Here is a 24915-nt window from a genome sequence, read left to right on the forward strand (position 1 = left end):
ATCGACGCAAGCGCCCGGCAGCGGAGCCGCCGGGCGTTGCTGACCGAGAATGATTAGCTGAGTTCGCGCTTGAGCAGCTTGCCGGTGGCGGTCATCGGCAGCGACTCGACGATGCTGACCACGCGCGGGTATTTGTACGCCGCCATCTGCTCCTTGCCCCACTCGACCAGCTCGTCCCCGGTCACGCTCGCCCCCGGCTTGAGGATCACGAACGCCTTGACCTCTTCGCCGTGGCTCGGGTGCGGCACCCCGATCACCGCGGCCAGCGAGACGGCCTCGTGGGTCAGCAGGACCTCCTCGATCTCCCGCGGGTAGACGTTGAAGCCCCCGCGGATGATCATGTCTTTGGCCCGGTCGACGATGTAGTAGTAGCCGTCCTTGTCGCGCCGGCCCAGGTCCCCGCTGCGGAACCAGCCGTCCCGCATGACCTCGGCGGTCGCCTCGGGACGGTTGTAGTAGCCGCGCATGATGTTGTGGCCGCGGATGGCGATCTCGCCGATCTCGTCGGCGCTGTCCACCGTGTTCCACTCGGCGTCGATGAGCTTCACCTCGACACCCCAGATGGGCACGCCGATCGAGCCCGGACGCGGCTCGGCCCCCGGCTTGCTGAACGTGGCCACCGGCGAGGTCTCGGACAGCCCGTAGCCCTCGAGGATGGTGACCCCGAAGCGCTCCTTGACCTCTTTGATGATCTCGACCGGCAGGCTGGAACCGCCGGACACAGCAACCCGCATGTTGGCCGCGATGCGCTCCACGTCGACGCCCTCACCGAGCGCGTTGAGCAGGCCCCACCACATGGTCGGCACACCCGCGAAGAACGTGACGTTCTCGCTCTGCAGCAACTGGACGGCGGCCGCGGCGTCGAAGCGGGGGAGCAGCACCAGCGTCGCTCCGGTGGCGAAGCCCGCGTTCATGTTGACCGTCGAGCCGAACGAGTGGAACAACGGCAGCACGAGCAGGTGGGTGTCGGTGCCCGGGGTGCCGCCGAAGAGCCGGTTGCAGGTGAGCGCGTTGAGCAGCAGGTTGGCGTGCGACAGCTCGGCCCCCTTGGCCTGGCCGGTCGTGCCGCTGGTGTAGAGGATGACCGCCGGGTCGGTCTCGGGCAGCAGCGCCGCCTCGAAGACCGGCGACTGGCCGGCCAGAGCGGCCCCCAGCGTCTCGGCGCCCTCGATCGGCGAGGCCGCGGCCGGGTCGGCCGTGATGAGCAGGAACGTCTCGCAGCCCGCGGTCTGCTCGAAGCCGGCGAAGCCCTCGGCGCCCATCGGCAGCTCGGGGGTGCCCTGGAAACACAGGTAGGCCTTGGCCTCGGAGTCCTTCAGGTGATACGCGATCTCGCGGCCCTTGAGCAGCACGTTCAGCGGCACGACGACCGCGCCGGCCTTGAGGATGCCGTAGTAGACCACCGGGAAGTACGGCAGGTTGGGGCAGGACAGAGCCACCTTGTCGCCGGGCCGGATGCCCCGCTCGACGAGCAGGTTGGCGACCTGGTTGGCGGCCGCGTCGACCTGGGCGTAGGTCAGGCGCCGGTCTCCGAGGACGACCGCCGCCCGATCCGGAAAGGTGCGGGCGCTGTCCTCGAGCAGGATCGAGAGGTTGAGCATGCGGTCGGTCCCCTTCACGGTGCTGATGTGACTGCCGTCTCATCCCACCATTAGTCGCGGACCTGAGAAACCCTCCGTTTCGGTGTTGTTTCAGCCGCCGGCCAGCAGACGCCAGGGCGATCGGCGCAGCCCACGGGGCAACCACGCGGCACGCCGGCGCGCCGGTTCTTCCTCGCCGAGTCGCGCCCGCAGCCGCTCCGGCACCCACGGACCCTCCGCATAGAAGGTCAACCCCGTCTTGCGTACGTAAGGGGGACCGAACCAGCACCAGGCCGGCGGCGACGGCGGCAGGCCCAGCCACTCACCGAGCGGCGCCAGGTAGGGCTCCTCCCGCCGCTCGGCCGGCCCCCACAGCGTCTTGCGCTCGAGGGTCATCCCGCCCGCCACCGACGCCGACACATAGAACGAGTTGTCGCCGGCCACCGCCCGGGCGAACCTCCGCACCCGTTCGTCGTCCGCCCCGAGCTCCACCTGCATCGAGTGCACGGCCACCGGCCCGGGGGCGATGCCGGGCCCGGCATCGAACGAGATGTGGTGGACAGGACTCCGCCCGGTCAGGAAGAGCAGCGAATCAGCCGCGGCCCAGACCGCCTGCACCTCGGACCGGCCCCCGCGTCCCCGCAGCGGCTCGGACTCCCCGAACCGCACCGGCACCGCCTCCGGCAGGTGCTCCTCAGCCGCGCGATACCACCGCCCGACGATGTCTCCCACCGTCCGCAGCTCATACCACCGCACCACCAGTACGTCGATCTTGCGCGCCGCCACCGGCCGAGCCTACGACCCTCAGCTGCACGGCCGTCACCACCGCCGCGACCAGCACCAGCGCGCTCACCACGATCGGCGCCGCAGCCGCACCGATCAGGACGACCAGCGCCGGTGCGGCCAGCGCCCCGGCAACCGCGGCGGCCGCGTCGCTGACCTGGAAGGCGGACGCGACCCGGCCCACAGCTCCCGCGGGCGAGGCGGTCTGGACGTGGTGGGCGGTGGCGACAGTGGCGACTGCCCCCGGAACGCCGGCCACCGTGATCGAGACAAGCGCGACGACGGTGCTGGTGGTCGTGAAGAGGACCAGGAACAAGGCGCCCACCGTTGCGTACGAGGTCGTGAGCACCGTCCGGGCCGGCCACCGGACCACCAGCGATCGGCTCAGCAACGAGCCACCCAGGAAGCCGACGCCCAACCCGGCGACAAGGTGCCCCACCGTCCGGCCGTCCCCGTGCAGTCGCCCCACCGCGAACGGCACCAGCAACGCCGTGAGCGCCGCGTTGGCCACCCAGTACACGAACGATCCGGCCAGCATCCCGCGCAGGACCGGGCTGTGGAAGACAAACCGCAGCCCGGCCCGCACGCCGGCTGCCACCGGTGATCCGGTCGGCGGCCGTGTTGCCGTCGCGGGCCGGCCCGGCCCGGCGGCGAGCGGCAATCGGGCGAGCAGGAGAGCCGCGCCGAGATAACTCGCCGCGTCCACCGCGACCACGGCCGTGAACCAGCCCGCCGCGGTCAGCGCGGTGCCGGCGAGCGGCGCGCAGATGCGCAGCACGCTGTGCGACACGGCCAGCAGCGCGTTCGCCGACGCGCGGTCCGCCCGGTCGGTGACCACCGCCGGAACGGTGGCTTGCAGGGCCGGCCGCAGGAAGCAGGCCGCCGCACACTCGACAACCAGACCCGCGTAGATCAGCCTCACCGGCCCGGCCGCGATCAGGCCCACCCCGAGCGCGGCGACCCCGTTGGCCACGACGAAGACGGAGCGCCGCGACCACCGGTCGACCAGCGCGCCCGCCCACGGGCCCACGACGAGCGTCGGTGCGGCCTGCACGGCCAGCGCGACCGCGGTCGACGTCGCCGACCCGGTCAGCGCGTAGACCTGTACGGGCACCGCCATGACCAGCAGCCAGGTCCCCACCGCGTCGACCGTCGCCGCCGCCCACAACCGCCGGAACCCGGGACGCCGAGCCAGCAGAGTCCACATGTCGGCAAGCTATCTTCCGGGAACAACACGTGGCAAGATGTGTCCTGTGGAAATAGTCGAGCTGGGTGCCCGGCTACGTCACCGGCGGACGGCGGCCGGCCGCACCATCGCCTCGGTCGCCGCCGACGCCGGGCTGTCGGTGCCTTACATCGCCAACCTGGAGAACGGCCGGGGCAATCCGACGTTGTCCGCCCTCAGCGGTCTCGCCGCTGCTCTCGATCTCCAACTCGATGTCCGGCTCGCCGGCGACACCGGTGCCCCCGCGCCGGCGGCACTGCCGGAGTCGCTGGTCAAGTTCTCGCGAAGTGCGCGGTTCCGCGCCGAGACGCCGCCGGCTGAGCGGTCCCGGCGTCTCGGAGCCATGGCGGCCATGGGTGCACTCGCCGGCCGGCCGCCGACCGAGCTCGACTGGCACCGGCTGCTGGACGTGGTTGTCCTGCTTACCCGGGACGACTGACGGGATCGGCGATCCGGCGTGATCATCCTGGCCACTCGTGGGGTGGAAACAGGGCACAATCAGCCCAAAGGGGGTGCGGTGGTGCGTCGGCAGAGGGACACCCGCAGTGAGAACCTGCTGTACGCGCTCGGCGTGCGGTATGAGCGGTGGCGGCGGGAGCATGCCGGAGCGCCGGGCCGGCGGCAGCTCAAGGAGCGCGCGGTCCTGTTCGGGGGCGGGAGCGCGGCACGCACGTTGCTGCACAGCATGATTTTCGACGCGCGGAGCCGGTTCGACCCGGTGGGGGTGCTCGACGACGACCCGGCGCTGCGGGGGGAGCGGCTGGCCGGCGTCGCGGTCATCGGGAGCCGGGCCGACCTGGCCGCGGTTGTCGAGCGGACCCGGGCCACCGCGGTGATCTTCACGATCGGCAACGCCGAGGGGTCGCTCGTGCGCCGGATCCGGGCGCTGGCCCTGGCCGCCGGAGTGCGGTTCCTGGTCGTGCCCGAGACCAGCGAGCTGCTCGGTCACGAGCTCGGCGCCCAGGACATCCGCGAGGTGCGGATCACCGATCTCCTCGGGCGGCACCGGATCGCGACCGACGCCGGCGCCATCGCGGCCGGGCTGCGGGGCAAGCGGGTGCTGGTGACCGGGGCCGGAGGTGAGATCGGCTCGGAGCTGTGCCGGCAGATCCACCGGTTCGAGCCGGCCGAGCTGATCATGCTGGATCACGACGAGGCGGCGCTGCAGGCCGTGCAGCTCAGTGTGGATCCGCGGGCCGAGCTGCACGATCCGTCGGTCGTGCTGGCTGACGTGCGCGACGCCGGACGGGTGCGCGAGGTGTTCCGTACCCGGGAACCGGAAGTTGTCTTCCACGCGGCCGCCCTGCACCATCAGCCGCTGCTGGAACGCCACCCGGGCGAAGCCGTCAAGACCAACGTCCTGGGCACTTTGGCGCTGCTCGAAGCGTCCGCCGGGGTGGAGCTGTTCGTCAACGTCTCCACGGCCAAGGCGGCCGACCCGGTCAGCGTGCTCGGTTACACCAAGCGCATCACCGAACGGCTCACCGCCGGCTTCGACCAGCGGTGGCCGGGGCGGTTCGTCAGCGTCCGCTTCGGCAACGCGCTGGGGGCCCGCGGGTCGGTCCTGACCACGTTCGCCGCGCAGATCGCCGACGGCGGCCCGATCACCGTCACCCACCCCGAGGTCACCCGCTATCTGATGACCACGCAGGAGGCGGTCACGCTCCTGCTGCAGGCCGCGGCGATCGGCGACGGCGGCGAGGCGCTGGTGCTGCAGCTGGGCGAGCCGGTGCGCATCGCCGACCTCGCCCGGGACATGGCCGAGCTGTCCGGCCGGCCGATCGACATCGTCCACACCGGGTTGCGGCCGGGGGAGAAGCTCGGCGAGACCCTCTTCGGCCCCGGCGAGGCGGATCTGCGGCCGCGCCACCCGCTGATCGCCCACGTCCCGGTTCCGGTGCTGGACCCCTCTCTCGTACGAGGGCCGGAAGCGCAGTGGGATGCCGGAGCACTCGCCGACCTGTGCGCGACGCCGTCAGAGCAGACCCGCGCCGCCTGACCGGCCACTCACTCTCCGGCGAAGGTGGCCCCGCCCGACCGCAGATGCTCCAGCACCAGCGGATCGATGTGCCCCGCGACGATCCGCATCTCCAGGTTCTCGATGCCCGCCCAGGACGCCAGCGACTCGTCGAGGTCGGGACCGACGTGACCGGCTTTGACCAGTCGCTCGGCCACCTCGTCGGCCAGCGCCCCGGTCAGCGGCAGCAGCGTCGCCGGGTCGGGCGACTCGAAGTACAGGCTGTGCATCCCGAGCAGTCGCCCCAGCTCCCCGACCGGGTCGGCGTGGTCGTCCACGCGCAGGTCGGCCCACACATCGCTGGTCCCGCCGTAGCCCCGCCCCTTCGACACCACCAGCAGCGCCGCGCTCTGCCGCCCGCGCCGGTCCCCGCCGGCCAGATCGCCCGCGCTCAGCGCCTCGAGCAGCCGGTAGGGCAGCGGCCGCCCCGAGTCCCCGCTCAGCCAGGCCATCTCCATGTCGCCGACGACCGCCTCGCCGGCCAGCATGTTGCCCTGGATCGCGTAACCGTCACCGGCCACCCCGCCGGCCCAGTCGTGGCACTGGTCGCCGGTGAACGTCGCCCCCAGCCCGTCGGGCCCGACCACGCCGACCTGGCGGTGCTCGATCGGCCCGGCGTCACCGGCCAGCAGCGCCTTGACCGCCTCGGTGGCGGCCACGCCGGTGCCCAGCAGGGCCAGCGCCTGCGGGCGGTAGGCCAGGTTCGCGTACGACTGGGTGGCGACCGCGCCGACGTCGGCCAGCGCGGCCGGCACGGCCGCCCCCACTCCCAGGAACTTGCTGGCCACGGCCACCCCGAGGGCCTGGCCGTCGGCCGAGCGGGCAACGATCGAAAAGGTCATGCCGCGACCTTAGCTTTCGGCGAACGACCCGGTGGCGACCTCCCCGGCCGGCTCGTAGGTGGCCATCGTGACGCCCTTGGTGCTGGTCGCGCTGCTCACCAGGCGCAGCGCGCCGGCGGGCAGGCCGTCGGCGAACAGTCGTTTGCCGCCACCCAGCACGAGCGGCGCGATCACCAGCCGGAACCGGTCGATCAGCCCGGCCCCCCACAGGGTGCCGACGAGGTCGGCGCTGCCGTGCACCTGCAGCTCCGGCCCGTCCTCGCGCTTGAGCCGGGCCACCGCCTCGGTCACGTCACCGCTGAGCAGCACCGACCGCTGCCACGGCAGATCCGGTGCCGCCCGGCGGGAGGCGACGTATTTGACCGCGTCGTTCAGCGGCTTGCCACCCGCCTCCTCCGGGGCGCTCGGCCAGTACGCGGCCAGCGTGTCGTACGTGCGGCGACCGAGCACCAGGTCGAACGGCTTGCCCATCGTCTCGCCGAGGAAGGCGCCCAGGTCGTCGTCCCACAACGGCACCAGCCACCCGCCGTGCGCGAAACCGCCGCTGCCGTCCTCCTCGGGCGTGCCGGGCGCCTGGGTCACCCCGTCCAGGCTGATCGAGTTGACCACCACCAGCTCTCTCATGACGGCTCGGCGAGCACGCCGTCGATCTGCCCGATCGCGAGGCGCAGACCCTCCTCCATGCCCATCTTGGCCATCTCCTGCAGCTGGTCGATGCTGGTGAAGCGGGACAGCACGGTCATCCGGGTCCGGTCACCGACGGCCTCGAAGGTGACGATGCCGTGCGTCGGCTCCATCGTGGTGACCGGCTCGCCGTGCTGGTCGGCGAAGCCGTCGTCGAACTCCAGCCGCTGCGGCTCGTCGAGCAGCGTGAACGCGAACCAGCCATGCGCCTTGGTGCCGTCCGGACCGGTCATGTGGTAGGCCGAGCGGCCCCCGGGCCGGAACTCGTGCCGGTCGAATGTGGCCGGCCACGTCGGCGGGCCCCACCAGCGCTCGAGCTGGCGCGCGTCGGCCCACACCTGCCAGACCCGGGCCGGCGGCGCGTCGAACTCGGCGACGATGGTGAAGGTCAGCGCCTCCTCGTCCCGGTGGACATCAAGCACAGTCATGTCTCTCTCCTCAGTACGTCCTCGATGCCGCGCACCCGGTGCCGCCAGATGTCCTCCAGCTCGGCGAGCAGGGCGGCGGCCCGGCGCAACGCGTCGACCTCGCCATGCACGACCTGCTCCCGGCCGCGGCGCTCCTTGGTGATCAGCCCGGCGTGCTCCAGCACGGCCACGTGTTTCTGCACCGCGGCGAAGCTCATCGGATAGAGCCGGGCCAGCGCCGACACCGACTGACCGTCGTGGATCACCCGGGCCAGGATGTCGCGCCGGGTGCCGTCGGCCAGTGCGTGGAACACGCGGTCGGCGCCGTCACCTACAACCATGTGGTTGTACGTTACTCGCCGATCAGGAGAAGCGGAAGCGGGTCTGGGAAAAAGGCTCACCCTTGCCGAAGGCCAGGATCTTGGCCGGGGCGACCGCGAAGACCAGCGCGGTGTGCTCGCCGTCCTGGGTGAATAAGCCGTCGCGGACCTGGAAGTCCCAGGCGTGGCGGTCCTTCCAGAGCCCGGCCAGCTCGGTCAGGCGCTGCTCGTCGGTCACCCGGATCGCGGCGCCCTCGACCACCACGTCCAGGCCCGCGTGCTGTTCGGCGGTGCCGGTGGTCAGGGCGACGTTCGGGTTGTGCTCGAGGTTCTTGCCCTTCTGCTCGGCGGCGCCGGTGCAGAAGTGCAAGGCGTCGAACGCCCAGACGGCGGGCAGGGGCGTGACGTGCGGACGGCCGTCGGCCCGCACCGACGACAGCCAGAAGATCTTCGCGCCGGTCAGCGTGTCGTCCACATCGGACCAGGGGCGCGCCGTGGCCTGCGGGTCGCTGAAGCGCTTGTCGAGGACGCCGGTGTGTTCGCTCATGACCGGATGGTAATAAGCCCGCGACGGCGGCGCGGCCCGCGCGTGTCGCCGGGCGTCAGTAGCGGTAGTGGCGCGCCGCGATGGGCTCGGTCGTGGCCGGCGTGGGGGCCGACCAGCGGTTGCGGGCGGCGTTCGCGGTCGAGCGGGCACCGGCGCGGCGCCGCGAGGAGGGCTTGGGGGCGATCTCAACGCCCGGCTGCGGCTCCAGGTGCTCGACCGACGACACCACCACGACGGTGGCCTTGCCCTCGTGCAGCATGCGCATGGCGGCCGCCCAGTCACCCGGGATCAGACCGACCACGTTGTAGCGGCGGGCGGAGCAGTAGTCGAGGCACCGCGCAGCACTCGCGCTGTAGTTCTCGGGCCGCACGTAGATCACAGCGTCAACCACGGGGGTCGTTCCCTTCGTGCGCCACGACGATTCTTGAGGTGTTCAGCGAGATCTACCTAAACGCGCCCGTCACCATCTGCATATCCGCTGTTATGGATGAGTGACCGGACTGATCCCCCCGCATCGACCGCGATCGGTCTCTTCCGGTCACCCGACCGGCCAAATTCCGGGTTTGGTGTTGCTTTCAACTATCCCGCCGTGAAGACTGCCGCATCCCATCGACGTACGCCCCGTTCCTGACCGGAAGCCGACAGTGACCACTTCGGATCCCGGCCGTGCTGCGCCCCAGGGTCCCGGCCACCGCCCCCGGCGTCGAGGCCTTGACCCCGTACGCGGGAGAATTTCAGCCGTTGGAGCGGATAAACGCTTCGACAGGGTGATCGACTGTGGGCTGAGATGGACCGGTGGCGACCGAATACCGGGTGATCGACAGCGCGCTGGTCCGCGCGCTGGTCGACGGGCAGTTCCCGCAGTGGGCCGACCGTCCGTTGCGGCCGGTCGACCCGGCCGGCTCCGACCACGTCATCCACCGGCTCGGCGACGACCTGGCCGTCCGGGTGCCCCGGCATTCCGGAGCGAGGGGCCAGGCTCGGGTCGAAGCCGAGTGGCTGCCCCGCCTCGCACCGCACCTGCCGCTGGCCGTGCCCGTCCCGGTGGCCGTCGGCGAGCCCGCCCTGGGCTACCCGTGGCCGTGGGCGGTCACCCGCTGGCTCGACGGCGAGGTCGCGACCGTGGAGGCCCTGGGCGACTCGCCGCGCGTGGCCACCGAGCTGGCGCGATTCCTGACCGCACTCCGGCGGCTGCCGGTGCCGGCCGAGCCGCCGGGCCACGACGAACCCCTGGCCGGGCGGGACGACGACACCCGGGCCGCCATCGCCGCGGTGGCCGGCGTGTTCGATGCCGGCGCGCTGACCTCACTGTGGGACGACGCGCTCCGGGCGCCGGCCTGGGACCGGCCGCCGGTCTGGTTCCACGGCGACTTCCACACCGGAAACCTGCTCACCGTCGACGGCCGGGTCAGCGCGGTCATCGACTTCGGCGGTCTCGGAGCCGGCGACCCGGCCCACGACCTGATGATGGCCTTCACCCTGTTCTCCCCGGCCGCCCGCGCGGTGTTCCGCGAGACCCTCGGCGCCGACGACGCGACCTGGCTCCGGGGGCCGGGGCTTCGCGCTGGCCGCCGGCCTGAACGCCTACCGGTCCTACGCGGCGGGCAACCCCCGGATCGCCGCGAGCACGACCCGGCAGATCACCGCGGCGCTCGAGGGGTGAGACGCCCGCTGCTCTCGGAGGCGCCCGAAGCCGTAGGGGACGCGGTCTCCGCACTGCTCGGAACGGCCATCCACAGCGAGCATCCGGCCGACGCCGGCTTCACCCCGTCGATCGCCTCCATGGTGACCGGGGCCGGGGCGCGGCGGTTGTTCGTCAAGGCCGCGCCGGTCGGGGAAGGGCTGGGCGAAGCGGTCGAGGCCGGAGTGGTGCTCGCCGGGGCGGTGGGTGACCTCGGCCCGCGCCTGGCCGGGTCGGCGGCCGTCGGCGCCTGGCGGGTGGCGGTCTACGAGGTGATCGAGGGCGAGACCGTACGGCGGTGGGAGCCCACGGACCTCCCCGAGCTCCACCGCCTCGCCGACCGGCTGCGCGCCGCCACCGACCCGTGCCCGATCGGCGGCACGAGCCCGTACGCGGACGCGTTCCGGCCGTTGCTGGGCGCGTGGGATGCGCCGGAGAGGTTGCGGCCGCTGCCGGTGAACCTGCGGGCGGCCGAGCTGGCCGACCTGGAGCGCCGCTGGTCGGCGGTACTGCGTCCGGGCAGCGCCCTGCACCACGGCGACCTGCGGCGCGACAACGTCATCCGGCAGCCGGACGGCCGGCTGCGCATCGTGGACTGGACCCACCAGTGGACCGCACCCGGCTGGATGGACGTCGTCCGCCTGGCCCCCGACGTGGCTGCCTGCGGTCACGACCCGGCGGCCCTGCTGCGCGCCACGTGGCCCGACGCTCCCGCCGACCACGTCGATGTGGCCCTGTCCGGTCTGGCCGGCCGCGCCTGGCGTGACGGCCACCTGCCCGGCGACCCACGCCTACGTCACATGCAACGCGAACAAGCCACACACCTACTGCGCTGGCTGGAGTCCCGCCGAACCACCCAAGCCAGCCCCCTATGGCGGTGAGCCCCGCGGCGGTCAGCCCCTACGGCGGTGAGCCCCGCGGCGGTCAGCCCCTACGGCGGTGAGCCCCACGGCGGTGAGCCCCTACGGCGGTGAGCCCCACGGCGGTCAGCCCCTACGGCGGTGAGCCCCTACGGCGGTGAGCCCCTACGGCGGTGAGCCCCTACGGTTGTGAGCTCTTACGGCGGTGAGCCCCTACGGTTGTGAGCTCCTACGGTTGTGAGCCCCCACGGCGGTGAGGCTGCCCACGGCAGTGACCACGCGGTGTTCTTCGAGCGTCACCACGCACGCAGGTCGCCGTGGTGGGGTGAGCGTTCTGGGCGCGCCAGCGCCCTGCTCGCCCCACCACGGCCCTCGACGTGAGTTGCGGTCCGTACTCCCCACCCCGCTACGACATCCCGACCTTGACCTTGACCTTAATCTTGATCTTGATCCGCCACCCCCTCCCCTACGTACCTCTGGGGGCAACTGTCGGCTGTGGGGGCTTGATAGTGGAAGGCCAGCTATGACTGGTATGCGGAAGAAAATGGCGATCGCGGTGGCCGGGGCAGGTGCCGCGATCATCTTCGCCAACGTCTCGTCGGCGGCGGTTCCGCCGGCCACCGGGGAACAGGTCGTGACCGCGACAATCGAGGTCAGCGGCGTGTTCGACGGCGAGAATCAGCGGTTCATCGGCGGCGGCGACCTCGGTGACGGCGGCCAGGATGAGGGGCAGGATCCCCTGTTCCAGTTGGCGGCGGGGGCCACGCTGAGGAATGTGATCCTCGGCAGCCCGGCCGCCGACGGTGTGCACTGCGCGGGCAGTTGCACGCTCAGCAACGTGCACTGGGAGGACGTCGGTGAGGACGCGGCGACGTTCCGCGGAGCCGGGGCGACCGTGGTGATCGAGGGGGGCAGCGCCACAGCCGCCGACGACAAGGTGTTCCAGGACAACCGGGGTGCGGGCGGGTCGGTGACCGTCCGTGACTTCGAGGTATCCGATTTCGGGAAGCTGTATCGGTCGTGCGGTAACTGTTCGACGCAGGCGGCCCGGACCGTGCGGATGGAGAACATCACCGCCACGGCGCCCGGCACCACCCTGGCCGGCATCAACGTCAACCTCGGCGACCGGCTCACGATCGACGGCGTGAGGCTGGTCGGCGGCGAGATCGCGCTGTGCGACCTCTTCGAGGGCAACAACACCGGCGACGAGCCGACCAGGATCGGCGAAGGTCCGGACGGAACGAGCTGCGTAGCAACCGGCGTCGAGGGCCCCTAAGCGGGATGTCCCGGATGGGTGATCACGAGCACCGGCTTCGCCGACTGCTTGATCAGGTCGAGCGGCACGCTGCCCAGCAGCCGCTCGGCCACCTTCGGACGGGTGCTCGAACCGACCACGATCAGGTCGGCGTTGTGCTGCTGGGAGAACGCGAGCACGGCGGGCACCGGCCGACCGGACAGCACCGTCACACTGGCCTCGACCCCGGCCTCGGCCAGGCGGCGGGCCATGGTGGCGGCCGACGCGTACGCGTTGTCGGCGAACACCTTGCGCGGCACGGCGGCGAGCCGCTCGAGCTCCACCTCGTCGGCGGCCACGACCGCCACCGTGGCGCCGGTCTGTTTGGCCAGGCCGATCACGGCGTCGGCGAGCCACGGCTGGTCGGTCTCGGGCTTGGCGGCGACGACGATGCGCATCACCCGACGTTAGCGGCTGATCGCGACTCGTCGATAGCTCTGGCTCGACAGATCCGCGAATCTGTACGAGTGTTGCCATCATGGCGGACGTCACAACGCATGAGGAGCCGACGCTCAAGCGCGTCATGGGCCCGGGCCTGCTGCTGCTGTTCGTGGTGGGGGACATCCTCGGCACGGGCGTCTACGCGCTCACCGGCCGGGTCGCGGCCGAGGTCGGCGGGGCGGTGTGGTTGCCGTTCCTGTGCGCCTTCGCCGTCGCGCTGCTCACCGCGTTCAGTTACCTCGAGCTGGTCACCAAATACCCGCGGGCGGCCGGCGCCGCGCTCTACACGCACAAAGCGTTCGGCATCCACTTCCTGACCTTCATCGTCACCTTCGCCGTGATGTGCTCCGGGCTGACGTCGGCCTCCAGCGCGTCCAAGGCGTTCGCGTCGAACTTCGACGAGGCCTTCGACCTGTCGCTGGGTGACGGCGCCGCCCTCACCGCCATCGCGCTCAGCTTCATGCTGCTCATCGCGCTGATCAACTTCCGCGGCGTCGGCGAGAGCGTCAAGCTGAACGTGCTGCTCACCTGCGTCGAGCTGACCGGTCTGCTGATCGTCATCTGCATCGGCGCGTGGGCGCTGGGCGGCGGCAACGGCGACCTGTCGCGGCTCACCGACTTCTCGGCGGCCGAGGGCGAGTCCGCGTTCTTCTCGGTCACCGCGGCGACGGCGCTGGCGTTCTTCGCCATGGTCGGCTTCGAGGACTCGGTCAACATGGCCGAGGAGACCAAGGATCCCGTACGCATCTTCCCCAAGGTGATGCTGACCGGGCTCTGCATCACCGGCGTGATCTACGTGCTCGTCTCGATCTCGTCGGTCGCCCTGGTCTCGCCGGAGGATCTCGGTGAGGGTGACGCACCCCTGCTCAAGGTCGTCGAGGCCGGCGCGTCGGCGTTCCCGCTGTGGATCTTCGCCTTCATCACCATGTTCGCCGTGGCCAACTCGGCCCTGATCAACATGCTGATGGCGAGCCGCCTGCTCTACGGGATGGCCAACGAGCGCGTTCTGCCCAAGATCCTGGGCAAGGTCCACCCCGGCCGCCGTACGCCGTGGGTCGGCATCGTCTTCACCACGGTGATCGCCTTCGGCCTGATCTGGTTCGCCGACCTGTCCGCGCTCGGCGGCACCACGTCCCTGCTGCTGCTGTGCGTCTTCACGGTGGTCAACATCGCCGTCCTGGTCCTGCGCCGCGACCCGGTCGAGCACAAGCACTTCAAGGCCCCCACCGCCATCCCGGTGATCGGCGCCGTGGCCTGTGCCTACCTGGCCAGCCCGCTGTCGGGCCGCTCGGCCGACGACTACCGCATCGCCGGCATCCTGCTGGTCATCGGCGTTCTCCTGTGGATCGTCACGTTCTTCTACAACCGCAACGTCCGCCACGAGGAGACCAAGCTGGACCCGACCAACCTGCGCGAGTAGCCGGGGCGCGCTACGAAATGGGCGCGAGCGCCCGAAGAACGCCGGCCGCGCCGTCCTCCTGGGACAGGGCCGCGGCCACCTCTTCGGCCCGTCGCCGATACCCCGGATTCCCCACAGCCTCCCGGATCGCGGCTCCCAACCGGGATGCCGTCAGGCGCCGGAACGGGACGGCGGCCGGGGCGACTCCCAGCCCGACGAGGCGCCGCGCCCAGAAGGGCTGGTCGACCATCAGCGGGACCGGGACGGCGGGTACCCCGGCCCGCAGGCCGGCCGCGGTGGTGCCGGCGCCTGCGTGGTGCACGACGGCGGCCATGCGCGGGAACAGCCACTCGTGCGGCACGTCGGCGACGGTGAGCACGTCGTCGCCGGACCCGTCGAGGCCGGCCCAGCCGGCGCTCAGCACGGCTCGCACGCCGGCGTCGCGGACGGCCTGCCGGACCAGCGCCGACAGCGCCCGGCTGTCGCGGGCCGGCATGCTGCCGAAGCCGACGTAGACCGGGGGCGGTCCGGCCGCGAGGAAGGTGGCCAGTTCCGGCGACGGCGTGTAGGCCGGCTCGGGTGCGGGCCACCAGTAGCCGACCGTGGTGCACGACGACGGCCAGTCCGCGGGTTGCGGCACCACGTGCGGGCTGTAGCCGTAGCAGATGGGCCACCCGGCCGCGTCGAGGTCGCGCAGCCACTGACGGTGCCCGATGGGCGGGAGACCGAGCTCGGCGCGCAGGGTGCGCACGCCGCTCTTGTAGGGCTGCTGGCCCCACTCGAGCACGGCCCGGGCGGCCGCGCGGTTGCCCCGGGGGCCCAGCGAGCGGGTCGTCACCGTGGACGGCGGGAACTCGCGGGTCGGCGTCATGGGTTGCAGGTAGACGCCCATGCTGGGCAGCCCGAGACCCTCGGCCACGTGACCGCCGATCCAGCCGGCCGGGGTCAGCAGCAGCACGTCGGCCTGCCGGGCGGCCTCGGCCATCGCCCGGCCCAGGGGCAGCGCCTGCGCGCCCACCGACCGGTTGACCGCCAGGATGCCGGTCAGGGAGCCGCTGCCGGCCTTGGCCAGCAACTCCTCGCGGGTGTCGAGCGGCAGGGTCGCGTAGCCCAGGCCGTGGCCCGTCACCATCTGTTCGAAGAGCGCGTGGGTGGCGATGGTGACCTCGTGCCCCGCCTGCTGGAGCCGCACGCCCAGACCGACGTAGGGCGCGACGTCGCCGCGGCTGCCCACGGCCAGAGTCACGATCCGCATGGGCTCATTGACCCACACGCACTCTGACAGAACGCTGAGGCCCGGCGTCAGTAGGCCGCTTGCAGCTGGGACTGGATGGCGAAGCGGTCGATCATCGACGTGACCGCGGCGATGCGACCGTCGGTGAACTCGTAGAAGACGTGCTCGGCGAAGGTCAGGCGGCGGCCGTGGGGGACGAAGCCCAGGAACTCGCGCTGGGGCGTGCAGGCGAACAGCAGCCGGCACGCGACCCGGTCCCCGTCCACGACGAGGATGCGGGCGTCGAAATACAGGTCGGGGATCGCGGCGATGTCGGCGGCGATCATGTCCGCGTACTGCCCGCGGGTGAGGACCGTGTCGTTGTAGGTCAGCTCGTCGTGCACAAAACGCACCAGGTCGTCCAGGCGGCGGTCGTTGAGAGCCCGCAGATAGTCGCGATAGGTCGCTTCCAGGGTCATGCGGAGATCATGCCCGAGCCGGTAGGGTCGGCGCGTGGCTCAGTCAGCGGGGGACAGCGGGAACTCCACAATCGACACCTCCGTGCCTCATCCGGCGCGGCGGTACAACTACTGGCTCGGTGGTAAGGACAACTTCGCGGCGGATCGGGAGTCGGCGGACGCCATCGAGGCGGTGTTCCCGCACATCCGGACGGCCGCGGTGGAAAATCGCCGGTTCCTGCAGCGAGCGGTTCGGGTGCTGACCCAGGAGTACGGCATCCGGCAGTTCCTCGATGTCGGCACCGGCCTGCCCACGGCCGACAACACCCACCAGGTCGCCCAGCGCATCGAGCCGGCCAGTCACGTCGTCTACGTCGACAACGATCCGCTCGTGCTGACCCATGCGCGGGCGCTGCTCACCAGCGACCCCCGGGGGCGCACGGCCTATCTCGCGGCCGACCTGCGCGAGCCCGAGCAGATCCTCCAGCACCCGGATCTGACCGCCACCCTCGACCTGAGCCGGCCGGTCGCGGTCATGCTGATCGCGGTGCTCCACTTCGTCCACGACGACGACGAGGCCACCGCGGCCGTCGCCACCCTGATGCGGGCGCTGCCCCCGGGGAGCTTCCTGGCGCTGACCCACGCCACCGCCGACTTCCTGCCGCCCGAGATCGCGGCCGCCCTCACCAGCGGCCAGGTGAAGGGGGCGGGCAGCTTCGAGGGGCGCTCCCGCGACCAGCTCACCCGTCTGGTCGACGCCAACGACCTCGAACTGCTCGAGCCCGGCCTCACCGTGGTCAGCGAGTGGCGACCCGACCCGGGCACCACGCCACCGCCGGCCGAGCACGTCTCCGTCTACGGCGCGGTCGCCCGCAAGCGCTGATCGCCGCCCCGCCCGCCGCTCGCCGCCCGCCGCTCGCCGCCCCGCTCGCCGCTCGCTGCTCGCTGCCGCGGCTCGCCGGTCGCCCAAAGGTGAGGGGCCGCGCCCGGACGTGGACGCGGCCCCTGCGGGGTGAGAGCGGGTGCTAGCCCTTGACGCTGCCCGCCAGCAGGCCTCGGACGAAGTAACGCTGCAGCAGCAGGAACACCGTGACCGGCACGATGATCGACACGAAGGCGCCCGCCGACAACAGCTGCCAGGCCGTTCCGCGCGTACCGGAAAGGTTGGCCAGCTGCAGGGTGATCGGTGCGACCTCGTCACCGCCGCCGGCGAAGACCAGGGCCACCAGCAGGTCGTTCCAGACCCAGAGGAACTGGAAGATGCCGAACGCGGCCAGTGCCGGGGTGAGCAGCGGCAGCAGCACCTTGAAGAAGATCGAGACGTGACCGGCGCCGTCGACGCGGGCGGCCTCGATCAGGCCCGACGGGATCTCGCGCATGAAGTTGTGCAGCAGATAGATGGCCAGCGGCAGCGCGAAGGTGGAGTGCGACAGCCACAGGGTCCAGAACGTGCCGGTCAGTTGGATGTTCACGAAGATCTCGAGCAGCGGGATCAGCGTGACCTGCAGCGGCACGATCTGCAGCGCGAAGATCACCAGGAACAGGATGTTCTTGCCGGGGAAGTTCATCCAGGCGAACGCGTACGCGGCCAGGGCGGCCAGCGACACCGGGATCAGCACCGACGGGATGCAGATGATCAGCGAGTTGACGAAGAACGAGGCGAGGTTGACGCCGCCGTCCTCGCCGAACACCCCGCGGTAGTTGTCCAGGGTCAGCGTCGGGTTGCTGAAGAAGCTCCACCAGCCGGTCGTCTTGATCGCCCGTTCCGGCCGGAACGAGGAGACCAGCAGACCGAAGGTCGGCAGCGTCCACAGCACGGCCAGCACGATCGCGGCCAGCGACGCCCACGGCGAGCTCAGGCGCTTCTTGGCGATCTTGGAAGCGGACGGCTTGTCGGCCACGAGCGGGGGAGTCGTCGTGACCGGAGTGGCGGCGGTCATGATGCCTCCGATTGACGCAACGAGCGGATGTTGTACCAGACGATGGGGATGACCAGGACGAACAGCAGCGTCGCGAGTGCGGCGCCCAGGCCCTGGTTGTCGGCGTTGAACGTCTGGCGGTAGAACTCGTTGGCGACGACGCTGGTGTTGAAGTTGCCGCCGGTCATGGTGCGGACGATGTCGAAGACCTTCAGCGTGCCGATGCCGATCGTGGTCAGTACGACCACGACGGTCGGCTGCACACTCGGCAGCGTGATCCGGCGGAACATGGTCCACGCGTTCACGCCGTCGAGGCGGGCCGCCTCGATGATGTCGTCCGGGATCGCCTTGATGGCGGCCGACAGGATGGTCATCGCGAAGCCGGCCTGGATCCAGATCATCACGACGATGAGCAGGAACGAGTTGAGCGGCGACTCGATGAGCAACTGCACCGGCTTGCCGCCGAACCAGACGATGAGCTGGTTGATCAGGCCGATCTGCTTCACGTTGCCCTGATCGGGGCGGTATTCGTACATGAACTTCCAGATCACGCCCGCGGCCACGAACGAGATCGACATCGGCAGGAAGATCAGCGTCTTGGCGAACGACTCGAACCGCGACTTGTCGATGAGAATCGCGTAGACGAGGCCGATCGCGGTGGCTACGAACGGGGTGAGCACCACCCAGAAGACCGTGTTCCGCAGCACGGTGAGCTGGTCGGGGTCACTGAAGATCGTGCCGTAGTTGTCGAATCCGATGAACGCGTCGCCCGCGGCATCGAAGAACGACTGGTAGATGGTGCGAAGGCCGGGATAAACGAGGCCGACCGTCAGCAGGAGCAGGACGGGCAGCAGGTAGAGGTAGGCGACCACCCGGTCGCCCTTCTTGCCGCCGAACCGTCCGGCGATGAAGAGGATGATGCCCATGACCGCCGCGAAAAGCAGCAGTGCCGAAAGCATCTGAAGGATTTTCTCGGGGGTGGTGGAGGCGGTGTTGAACACGCGACCCGGACCTCCTTTGTGCGCTGGAAAAGGAGAGAGAGGGTCGGGGCCGGTCGGAATGTGCTCCGACCGGCCCCGGTACTGCTAGGTATTTACTTCGGCCATGCCTTTTCGATGTTGTTCAGCGTGGTCGCCGTGTCCTGCCCGGTGATCCACTGCGTCGACTGCTTCCAGAACGCGTCCGAGCCCACGGCGGCCGGCATCTGGTCGGAGCCGTCGAAGCGGAACGTGGCCTTCGGGTCGAGCAGGATGGTGCCGGCCAGCTTGTCGATCGGGTTGGTCAGGTTGTTCGGGTCGAGACCCTTGTTGGCGCTGACCCAGCCCGACGAGAGCTTCGCCTTGGTGTTGGCCCACACGTCCGAGGACAGGTAGGTCTGGAACGCCTGGACCTCGGGACGGTCGGCGAAGGCCACCACGAACTCACCCGCGCCGAGAACCGGCTTGGTGGTGGCGTCCTTGCCCGGCAGGTAGAACGCGAAGACGTCGCCGTCCTCGGCCACCTTGGTGCCCTTGGGGAAGTTGGCCGCGTAGAAGCTGGCCTGGCGGTGCAGCGAGCACGTGCCGTCGAGGATCGGCAGACCGCCGTCCTGGAACGTGGTGGTCGCGATGCTCTTGACGTCGCCCAGACCGCCGTTGACGTACTTGTCGTTCTTCAGGTAACCGCCGACGGCGTCCAGCGCGGCCGTCGCCTCGGGACCGTTGAACGGGATCGAGTGGTTGACCCACTTGTCGTACGTGTCCGGGTCGCTCGTCCGGAGCACCATGTCTTCCATCCAGTCGGTGACCGGCCAACCGGTCGCGTCACCGCTGCCGATGCCGGCGCACCACGGCTTCTTGCCGTCGGCCACCATCTTGTCGGACAGAGCCTTGAGCTCGTCCAGCGTGGTCGGAACGGTGTAGCCGGCGTCCTTGAACTCGGACGGCGAATACCACACCAGCGACTTCACGCTGGCGCCCAACGGGGCGCCGTAGAACTTGCCGTCGATCGTGGTGTAGGTCTTCCAGGCTTTGTCCCAGAACTTGTCGACGTTGGCCGCGGTGTCCGCCGGCGCGGCCACGGCCTTGCCCGTGGCCACCAGCTGCTTGACCAGACCCGGCTGCGGCACGATGGCGAGGTCCGGCGGGTTGCCGGCGCGGGCCCGCACCAGGATCTGCGTCTCGAACGACTTGTCGCCCTCGTACTTGATCGAGGCGCCGGTGCAATTCTCGAAAGGCTTGTACGACTCGATGTGCGGAGTGTCCTCCGGAGTCACAATGCCCGTGTAGATCGTGACCGTCTTGCCCTTGAGGTCACCGAATTTGGTGTATGGCGCACAGTCGATGGCCGACGCCGACGCGTCGGTGCTCGCACTGTCGTCGTCGCCGCCGCCACCGCAAGCTGCGAGGCCGAAGACCAGCCCCGCGCTCAGCGTTCCGGCGAGCGCGGCCCGAATGCGCGGGCTCGTAGGTTGACCGAACATACCGCTCCCTATGTCAAATCGCGCTTCCGACGTCCGAAGACGTCGCCGTCCGAAGCGCTACTTGGATCACAGTCAAGAGGTAACCGGCACGTTGCGCAATGATTTCCGCTTGATCGAGTCGGTAACGATACGGCGTCGCTGCTCCGGGGACCTTAACCGGTTAAGGTGGAGCTCCTGGTCAGGCCGCGAAAAGCGCCTTGTCTGGACCCTAGCGTCGAACAGGCCACCCCGCCTCGGAAATGGGCAAACATCCGAGGCGGGGTGGCCTGATCGGTCGATGGCGGCGTGTCACGCCGCCGTGCAGCGCGGGCTCAGCCCGCCAACGCTGTGTTCGCCAACGCTGTGTTCGCCAACGCTCAGCCCGCCATCGACAGGTAGCGGAAGCCCAGGCGCTCCATGCGGTCCTGGTCGAGCACGTTGCGGCCGTCGAGGACGATCGGCGTGCGCATGAGGCCGACGAACTTGCCCCAGTCGAGCTCGAGATACTGCGCCCACTTGGTCACCAGCACCACGGCGTCGCAGTCGTCGAAGACACCGTCGAGCGTGTCGCTCAGGTGCGGCGCCATCTCCGGGTACTCGCGGCGGAAGCGGTCACCGGCGATCGGGTCGTGCAGCTTGACCCGGGCGCCCCGGGCGACCAGCAGCTGGGCGATGTCGAGGGCCGGCGAGTCGCGCAGGTCGTCGGTGTTCGGCTTGAACGCGACGCCCAGCAGGCCGATCTTGCGGCCCTTGAGGATGCGCAGCTCGCTCTGCAGGCGCTCGACGGCGATCTCGCGCTGGCGCTGGTTGACGTCGCGCGCCGCCTGCACGATCGGCATGTCGTACTTGTACTCCGACGCCGTGGCGATCAGCGCCTTGGTGTCCTTGCCGAAGCAGGAGCCGCCCCAGCCGACCCCGGGCTCCAGGAAGCGCGAGCCGATCCGCTGGTCGAGGCCGATGCCCCGGGCGACCTCGGTGATGTCGGCGCCGACCTTGCCGGCCAGCTGGCCGATCTCGTTCACGTAGCTGATCTTGAGGGCCAGGAACGCGTTGGCCGCATACTTGATCAGCTCGGCGCTGGCCAGGTCGGTGGAGACCAGCGGCACGGCCGTGGTGTCGTCGGGCCGCGGCTGGAAGGTCGGCGGCGTGAAGGTCTGGTTGATCAGCGGGCGGTAGAGGTGGTTGAGCACCTCGAGGGCCCGCGGGTTGTCCGAGCCGATGACGATCCGGTCGGGGAACAGCGTGTCGTGGATCGCGTTGCCCTCGCGCAGGAACTCCGGATTCGACGCCACCGAGAATTCACACGGCCGGGCGTCCTGGTCCTGCGCGCGGTCGGCGCGGGTGGCGAACGAATCGCGCAGAATCGCGTCGACCCAGTTACCACTGCCGATCGGAACGGTCGACTTGTTGACCACAACAGTGAAGTCGTGGTCGAGGCTCTGCGCCACGCTCTCGGCGGCCGAGCGCAGGTAACGCAGGTCGGGGCTGCCGTCCGGGGCCGATGGGGTCTGCACGGCGACGAAGACGACGTCCGCGCCCGGGACGCCCTCGGCGTAGCTGGTGGTGAAGGTCAGATTGGGTGCGGCCTCGGCCAGCAGCTCCTCCATGCCGGGCTCGTAGATCGGGCAGCGCCCGCCACGAAGCATGTCGACCTTCTCCTGGTCGAGGTCGACACAGGTGACCTCGTGCCCCAGGAAGGCCAGGCTCACGCCGGTGGTGAGGCCGACGTAACCGGTGCCGACAACGCATACCTTCATCAAACGCTCCTCCGCTGCGGGCTCCGCTGGGGGACGCGGGCCCGCTCCCGTATTCACGGCCAGATGATACACAGCGTAGAAAAACGTCGCGCAAATCCTTGACGTACCGTTATCGGTTCATTCCTTAGAGTTGCCGCGCGTTGTTCTGAATCATTTAGTCATTGAGAAATCTAAATGCTCGACGCGGTTGTCCGCGCCCCGGGCCGAGTGCCCGGCCGCGAAGTGATCATGCCTCCGGGGCCGACCGGCAGACTCGCCAAGATATGCATGATTGTCAACTCCTGGTTTCCAGGGGTTGACAGACATATGTCATGGCCAGGACGCTGCTGGGAGCGCTCCCATGTGGAAGCTCGTCGATGGAAGGCTCTCGGATGCGTCGGACCACCATCTCGGCGGTCGTCACCGCCGTCCTGCTCAGCGCGGCTGCCGTGGCCCTCGCGCGCCCTCTCGGGGCATCCGCGGCGGCCGCCGACCCGTACATCTGGAGGAACGTCCGGATCGACGGTGGCGGCTTCGTGCCGGGTGTCGTGTTCAACCCGGGCGAGCGCAACCTGATCTACGCCCGCACCGACATCGGCGGCGCCTACCGCTGGAACCAGAGCGGCCAGAGCTGGACGCCCCTGCTCGACTGGGTCGGGCAGGACAACTGGGGCTACAACGGCGTGCTGAGCATCGCGCCCGACCCGGTCGACACCGACCGCGTCTACGCGGCGGTCGGCATGTACACCAACGGCTGGGACCCGAACAACGGAGCCATCCTGCGCTCGGCCGACAAGGGAAACACCTGGCAGGCCACCGCGCTGCCGTTCAAGAACGGCGGCAACATGCCGGGCCGGGGCATGGGGGAGCGGCTGGCCGTCGACCCCAGCGACAACCGGAAGGTCTATTTCGCCGCTGAGGGTGGAAACGGGCTCTGGCGCAGCACCGATTTCGGCGCCACCTGGGCCAAGGTGACGAACTTCCCGAACGCCGGCAACTACGTGCAGGATCCGGCCGACGCCAACGGCTACCTCAACCAGAACCAGGGGCTGACCTGGGTGACCTTCGGCGCGGCGAACCAGATCTACGTGGGGGTCGCGGACAAGGAGAACCCGGTCTACCGCTCGCTCGACGGGGGCGCGACCTGGCAGCGCATCCCCGGCCAGCCCACCGGCTACCTGGCCCACAAGGGCGTGGTGTCCGGCAACTACCTGTTCATCGCGACCAGTGACACCGGCGGTCCCTACGACGGCGGGGCCGGGCAGGTGCAGCGGCTCGACACGACCACCGGCACCTGGACGGACATCTCGCCGACACCGGCTTCCGCATCGCCGTACTACGGCTACTCCGGGTTGACCGTCGACCGGCAGAGACCGGGCACGCTCATGGTCGCCACCCAGATCTCCTGGTGGCCCGACGCGATCTTCTTCCGCAGCACCGACAACGGCGCCACCTGGACCCGCATCTGGGACTTCGACGGCTATCCGTCGGTGGCCAAGCGCTACACCATGGACATCTCGGCCAACCCCTGGCTCGACTTCAACACCAACCCGCAGCCGCCCGAGTCGACGCCCAAGCTCGGCTGGATGAACGAATCGCTCGAGATCGACCCGTTCGACTCCGACCGGATGCTCTACGGCACCGGCGCGACCATCTACGGCACCACCCAGCTGACCAACTGGGACAAGAACACCACCTTCACGATCAAGCCGTACGCCAAGGGGATCGAGGAGACGGCGGTGCTCGACCTGGCCAGCCCGCCCTCGGGGGCCCCGCTGGTCAGCGCGCTGGGCGACATCGGCGGCTTCCACCACGCCTCGCTCGACGCGGTGCCGCCGAACTTCCACGACACGCCGGCGCTGGGCAGCAACACGTCGCTGGACTTCGCCGAGCTCAGCCCGGCCGTCTTCGCCCGCGTCGGCAACGCGGACGCGGCCCCGCACCTCGGCATCTCGTCCGACGGCGGCAAGAACTGGTATCAGGGCCAGGAGCCGTCCGGGGTGACCGGCGGCGGGACGATCGCGGTCGGGGCCGACGCGACTGCGATGGTGTGGTCGCCGCAGGGGGTGGGCGTCCACCACTCGACCACGCGGGGCAGCTCGTGGACGGCGTCGAGCGGCGTCCCGGCCGGCGCGATCGTCGAGAGCGACCGGGTCGACCCCAAGACCTTCTACGCGTACGCCGGGGGGAAGTTCTACACGAGCAAGGACGGCGGGGCCTCGTTCACGGCTTCGGCCGCTGCCCTGCCCACGGCGGGACGGCTCCACTTCAAGGCGGTGCCGGGCGCTCAGGGTGAGGTCTGGTTCGTGGGGGAGAGCGGGCTGTTGCGCTCGACCGACTCCGGAGCGTCGTTCACCAAGATCACGTCGGTCACGGCGGGTGTCAACGTCGCCTTCGGCAAGGCGGCGCCGGGGTCCGCGCGCCCGACGATCTTCCTGGTCGGCACGGTCGACGGCGTGACCGGCGTGTTCCGCTCCGGCGACGGCGCGGCGAGCTGGGTGCGGATCAACGACGACCAGCACCAGTACGGCAACGCCGGTGACGCCCTGGCCGGTGACCCCCGCGTCTACGGCCGGGTCTACCTCGGCACCAACGGGCGCGGAATCCTCTACGCCGACCCGGTGTCGACACCCACCACGCCGCCCGCGACCACACCGCCGGCCACCACACCGCCTACTACGCCGCCGGTGACCACGCCGCCGCCGACGACACCGCCCGCCACCACGCCGCCTCCCTCGGGTGGCTGCGAGGCGACGTACAAGAACACTGGCTCGTGGAACGGGGGCTTCCAAGGCGAGGTCACCGTCAAGAACACCGGAACCGCACCGACCGCCGCGTGGACCGTCGGCTGGGCCTACGGCGGCGGCCAGACCATCACCCAGCTGTGGGGCGGCGCCCACACGCAGACCGGCACCGCGGTCAGCGTGCGCAACGCCTCCTGGAACGGCGCCCTGGCCGCGGGCGCGAGCACCACCATCGGCTTCCTCGGAAGCCTCAGCGGCAGCGCCAATCCCGTCCCCTCCCCGGTCACCTGCGCCCCGGCGTAGCGCGCCTCCCCACAGAAAGGAA

Annotated in this window: 23 protein-coding genes; 7 read left to right on the forward strand and 16 right to left on the reverse strand. The window is 70.3% G+C overall.

Annotation, left to right across the window (positions count from 1 at the left end; genetic code table 11):
• Window positions 1-53: 53 nt before the first annotated feature.
• The 3 genes from NAG42_RS31015 to NAG42_RS31025 all read right to left on the reverse strand — a co-directional run bounded on the left by NAG42_RS31015 (window position 54) and on the right by NAG42_RS31025 (window position 3570).
• A complete protein-coding gene (locus NAG42_RS31015) occupies window positions 54-1601 on the reverse strand; it encodes a long-chain-fatty-acid--CoA ligase (RefSeq protein ID WP_250035509.1) in 1548 nt (515 codons plus the stop codon).
• Between the two features lie 90 nt (window positions 1602-1691).
• Entirely contained in the window at window positions 1692-2366 is a 675-nt protein-coding gene (locus NAG42_RS31020) for a hypothetical protein (RefSeq protein ID WP_250035442.1), read from the reverse strand.
• Entirely contained in the window at window positions 2323-3570 is a 1248-nt protein-coding gene (locus NAG42_RS31025; RefSeq protein WP_250035443.1) for an MFS transporter, read from the reverse strand. Before NAG42_RS31025 ends, NAG42_RS31020 begins: the two co-directional genes overlap by 44 nt.
• A 46-nt stretch (window positions 3571-3616) precedes the next feature.
• On the opposite strand from NAG42_RS31025, the gene NAG42_RS31030 reads away from it, so the two are divergent.
• Together NAG42_RS31030 and NAG42_RS31035 are read left to right on the forward strand one after the other, a co-directional pair.
• Window positions 3617-4027: a helix-turn-helix domain-containing protein gene (locus NAG42_RS31030; protein ID WP_250035444.1), complete on the forward strand. Its 411-nt coding sequence runs from the start codon at window positions 3617-3619 to the stop codon at window positions 4025-4027.
• Window positions 4028-4108: 81 nt separating this feature from the next.
• On the forward strand, window positions 4109-5587 hold the full coding sequence (locus NAG42_RS31035) for a polysaccharide biosynthesis protein (protein WP_250035445.1): 1479 nt from the start codon (window positions 4109-4111) through the stop codon (window positions 5585-5587).
• A gap of 8 nt (window positions 5588-5595) precedes the next feature.
• Here NAG42_RS31035 and NAG42_RS31040 read toward each other — a convergent pair whose 3' ends face one another.
• From NAG42_RS31040 to NAG42_RS31065, 6 genes are read right to left on the reverse strand one after another with little or no spacing between them, the layout of a single operon-like run.
• Window positions 5596-6447: a DUF1028 domain-containing protein gene (locus NAG42_RS31040; RefSeq protein WP_250035446.1), complete on the reverse strand. Its 852-nt coding sequence runs from the start codon at window positions 6445-6447 to the stop codon at window positions 5596-5598.
• Between the two features lie 9 nt (window positions 6448-6456).
• Window positions 6457-7071, reverse strand: coding sequence for a dihydrofolate reductase family protein (locus NAG42_RS31045; RefSeq protein ID WP_250035447.1), 615 nt, complete (start codon window positions 7069-7071; stop codon window positions 6457-6459).
• Window positions 7068-7559, reverse strand: coding sequence for an SRPBCC family protein (locus tag NAG42_RS31050; RefSeq protein WP_250035448.1), 492 nt, complete (start codon window positions 7557-7559; stop codon window positions 7068-7070). Before NAG42_RS31050 ends, NAG42_RS31045 begins: the two co-directional genes overlap by 4 nt.
• On the reverse strand, window positions 7556-7879 hold the full coding sequence (locus tag NAG42_RS31055) for an ArsR/SmtB family transcription factor (protein WP_250035449.1): 324 nt from the start codon (window positions 7877-7879) through the stop codon (window positions 7556-7558). Before NAG42_RS31055 ends, NAG42_RS31050 begins: the two co-directional genes overlap by 4 nt.
• Before the next feature lie 22 nt (window positions 7880-7901).
• Window positions 7902-8405: a pyridoxamine 5'-phosphate oxidase family protein gene (locus NAG42_RS31060; protein ID WP_250035450.1), complete on the reverse strand. Its 504-nt coding sequence runs from the start codon at window positions 8403-8405 to the stop codon at window positions 7902-7904.
• A gap of 55 nt (window positions 8406-8460) precedes the next feature.
• The gene (locus NAG42_RS31065; protein WP_250035452.1) at window positions 8461-8796 is read right to left on the reverse strand and encodes a hypothetical protein; all 336 of its coding nucleotides are present in this window, start codon (window positions 8794-8796) and stop codon (window positions 8461-8463) included.
• Between the two features lie 404 nt (window positions 8797-9200).
• Here NAG42_RS31065 and NAG42_RS44485 point away from each other — a divergent pair, with 404 nt between their 5' ends.
• Together NAG42_RS44485 and NAG42_RS31080 are read left to right on the forward strand one after the other, a co-directional pair.
• A complete protein-coding gene (locus NAG42_RS44485; RefSeq protein ID WP_308201211.1) occupies window positions 9201-10967 on the forward strand; it encodes a phosphotransferase in 1767 nt (588 codons plus the stop codon).
• A gap of 502 nt (window positions 10968-11469) precedes the next feature.
• On the forward strand, window positions 11470-12222 hold the full coding sequence (locus NAG42_RS31080; protein WP_250035453.1) for a pectate lyase: 753 nt from the start codon (window positions 11470-11472) through the stop codon (window positions 12220-12222).
• On the opposite strand, the gene NAG42_RS31085 is transcribed toward NAG42_RS31080, so the two are convergent.
• A complete protein-coding gene (locus NAG42_RS31085) occupies window positions 12219-12638 on the reverse strand; it encodes a universal stress protein (RefSeq protein ID WP_250035454.1) in 420 nt (139 codons plus the stop codon). The two genes, NAG42_RS31080 and NAG42_RS31085, sit on opposite strands and share 4 nt — an antisense overlap.
• An 80-nt stretch (window positions 12639-12718) precedes the next feature.
• On the opposite strand from NAG42_RS31085, the gene NAG42_RS31090 reads away from it, so the two are divergent.
• Window positions 12719-14101, forward strand: coding sequence for an APC family permease (locus NAG42_RS31090; protein WP_250035455.1), 1383 nt, complete (start codon window positions 12719-12721; stop codon window positions 14099-14101).
• Window positions 14102-14111: 10 nt separating this feature from the next.
• On the opposite strand, the gene NAG42_RS31095 is transcribed toward NAG42_RS31090, so the two are convergent.
• Window positions 14112-15335, reverse strand: a complete 1224-nt coding sequence (locus NAG42_RS31095; protein ID WP_250035456.1) for a glycosyltransferase — start codon at window positions 15333-15335, stop codon at window positions 14112-14114.
• Between the two features lie 47 nt (window positions 15336-15382).
• Window positions 15383-15772, reverse strand: a complete 390-nt coding sequence (locus NAG42_RS31100) for an ester cyclase (protein WP_250035457.1) — start codon at window positions 15770-15772, stop codon at window positions 15383-15385.
• 34 nt (window positions 15773-15806) lie between these two features.
• On the opposite strand from NAG42_RS31100, the gene NAG42_RS31105 reads away from it, so the two are divergent.
• Window positions 15807-16634 carry an SAM-dependent methyltransferase gene (locus tag NAG42_RS31105; RefSeq protein ID WP_250035458.1) on the forward strand — a complete coding sequence of 276 codons (828 nt, stop codon included), beginning with the start codon at window positions 15807-15809 and terminating at the stop codon, window positions 16632-16634.
• Window positions 16635-16776: 142 nt separating this feature from the next.
• Here NAG42_RS31105 and NAG42_RS31110 read toward each other — a convergent pair whose 3' ends face one another.
• From NAG42_RS31110 to NAG42_RS31125, 4 genes are all read right to left on the reverse strand, one after another.
• Entirely contained in the window at window positions 16777-17691 is a 915-nt protein-coding gene (locus NAG42_RS31110; RefSeq protein ID WP_250035459.1) for a carbohydrate ABC transporter permease, read from the reverse strand.
• Complete coding sequence (locus NAG42_RS31115) at window positions 17688-18671, reverse strand: carbohydrate ABC transporter permease (RefSeq protein WP_438872472.1); 984 nt, start codon at window positions 18669-18671, stop codon at window positions 17688-17690. The genes NAG42_RS31110 and NAG42_RS31115 overlap by 4 nt, the downstream gene beginning before the upstream one ends.
• Window positions 18672-18763: 92 nt before the next feature.
• Window positions 18764-20131, reverse strand: a complete 1368-nt coding sequence (locus NAG42_RS31120; protein ID WP_250035461.1) for an ABC transporter substrate-binding protein — start codon at window positions 20129-20131, stop codon at window positions 18764-18766.
• Between the two features lie 356 nt (window positions 20132-20487).
• On the reverse strand, window positions 20488-21867 hold the full coding sequence (locus NAG42_RS31125) for a UDP-glucose dehydrogenase family protein (RefSeq protein ID WP_250035463.1): 1380 nt from the start codon (window positions 21865-21867) through the stop codon (window positions 20488-20490).
• Between the two features lie 371 nt (window positions 21868-22238).
• Between NAG42_RS31125 and NAG42_RS31130 the strand changes: the two genes are divergently transcribed.
• Window positions 22239-24893, forward strand: coding sequence for a cellulose binding domain-containing protein (locus NAG42_RS31130; protein WP_250035464.1), 2655 nt, complete (start codon window positions 22239-22241; stop codon window positions 24891-24893).
• Window positions 24894-24915: the final 22 nt, after the last annotated feature.

The organism is Paractinoplanes maris, assembly GCF_023544465.1.
In the GTDB taxonomy this organism is placed as follows: domain Bacteria; phylum Actinomycetota; class Actinomycetes; order Mycobacteriales; family Micromonosporaceae; genus Actinoplanes; species Actinoplanes maris.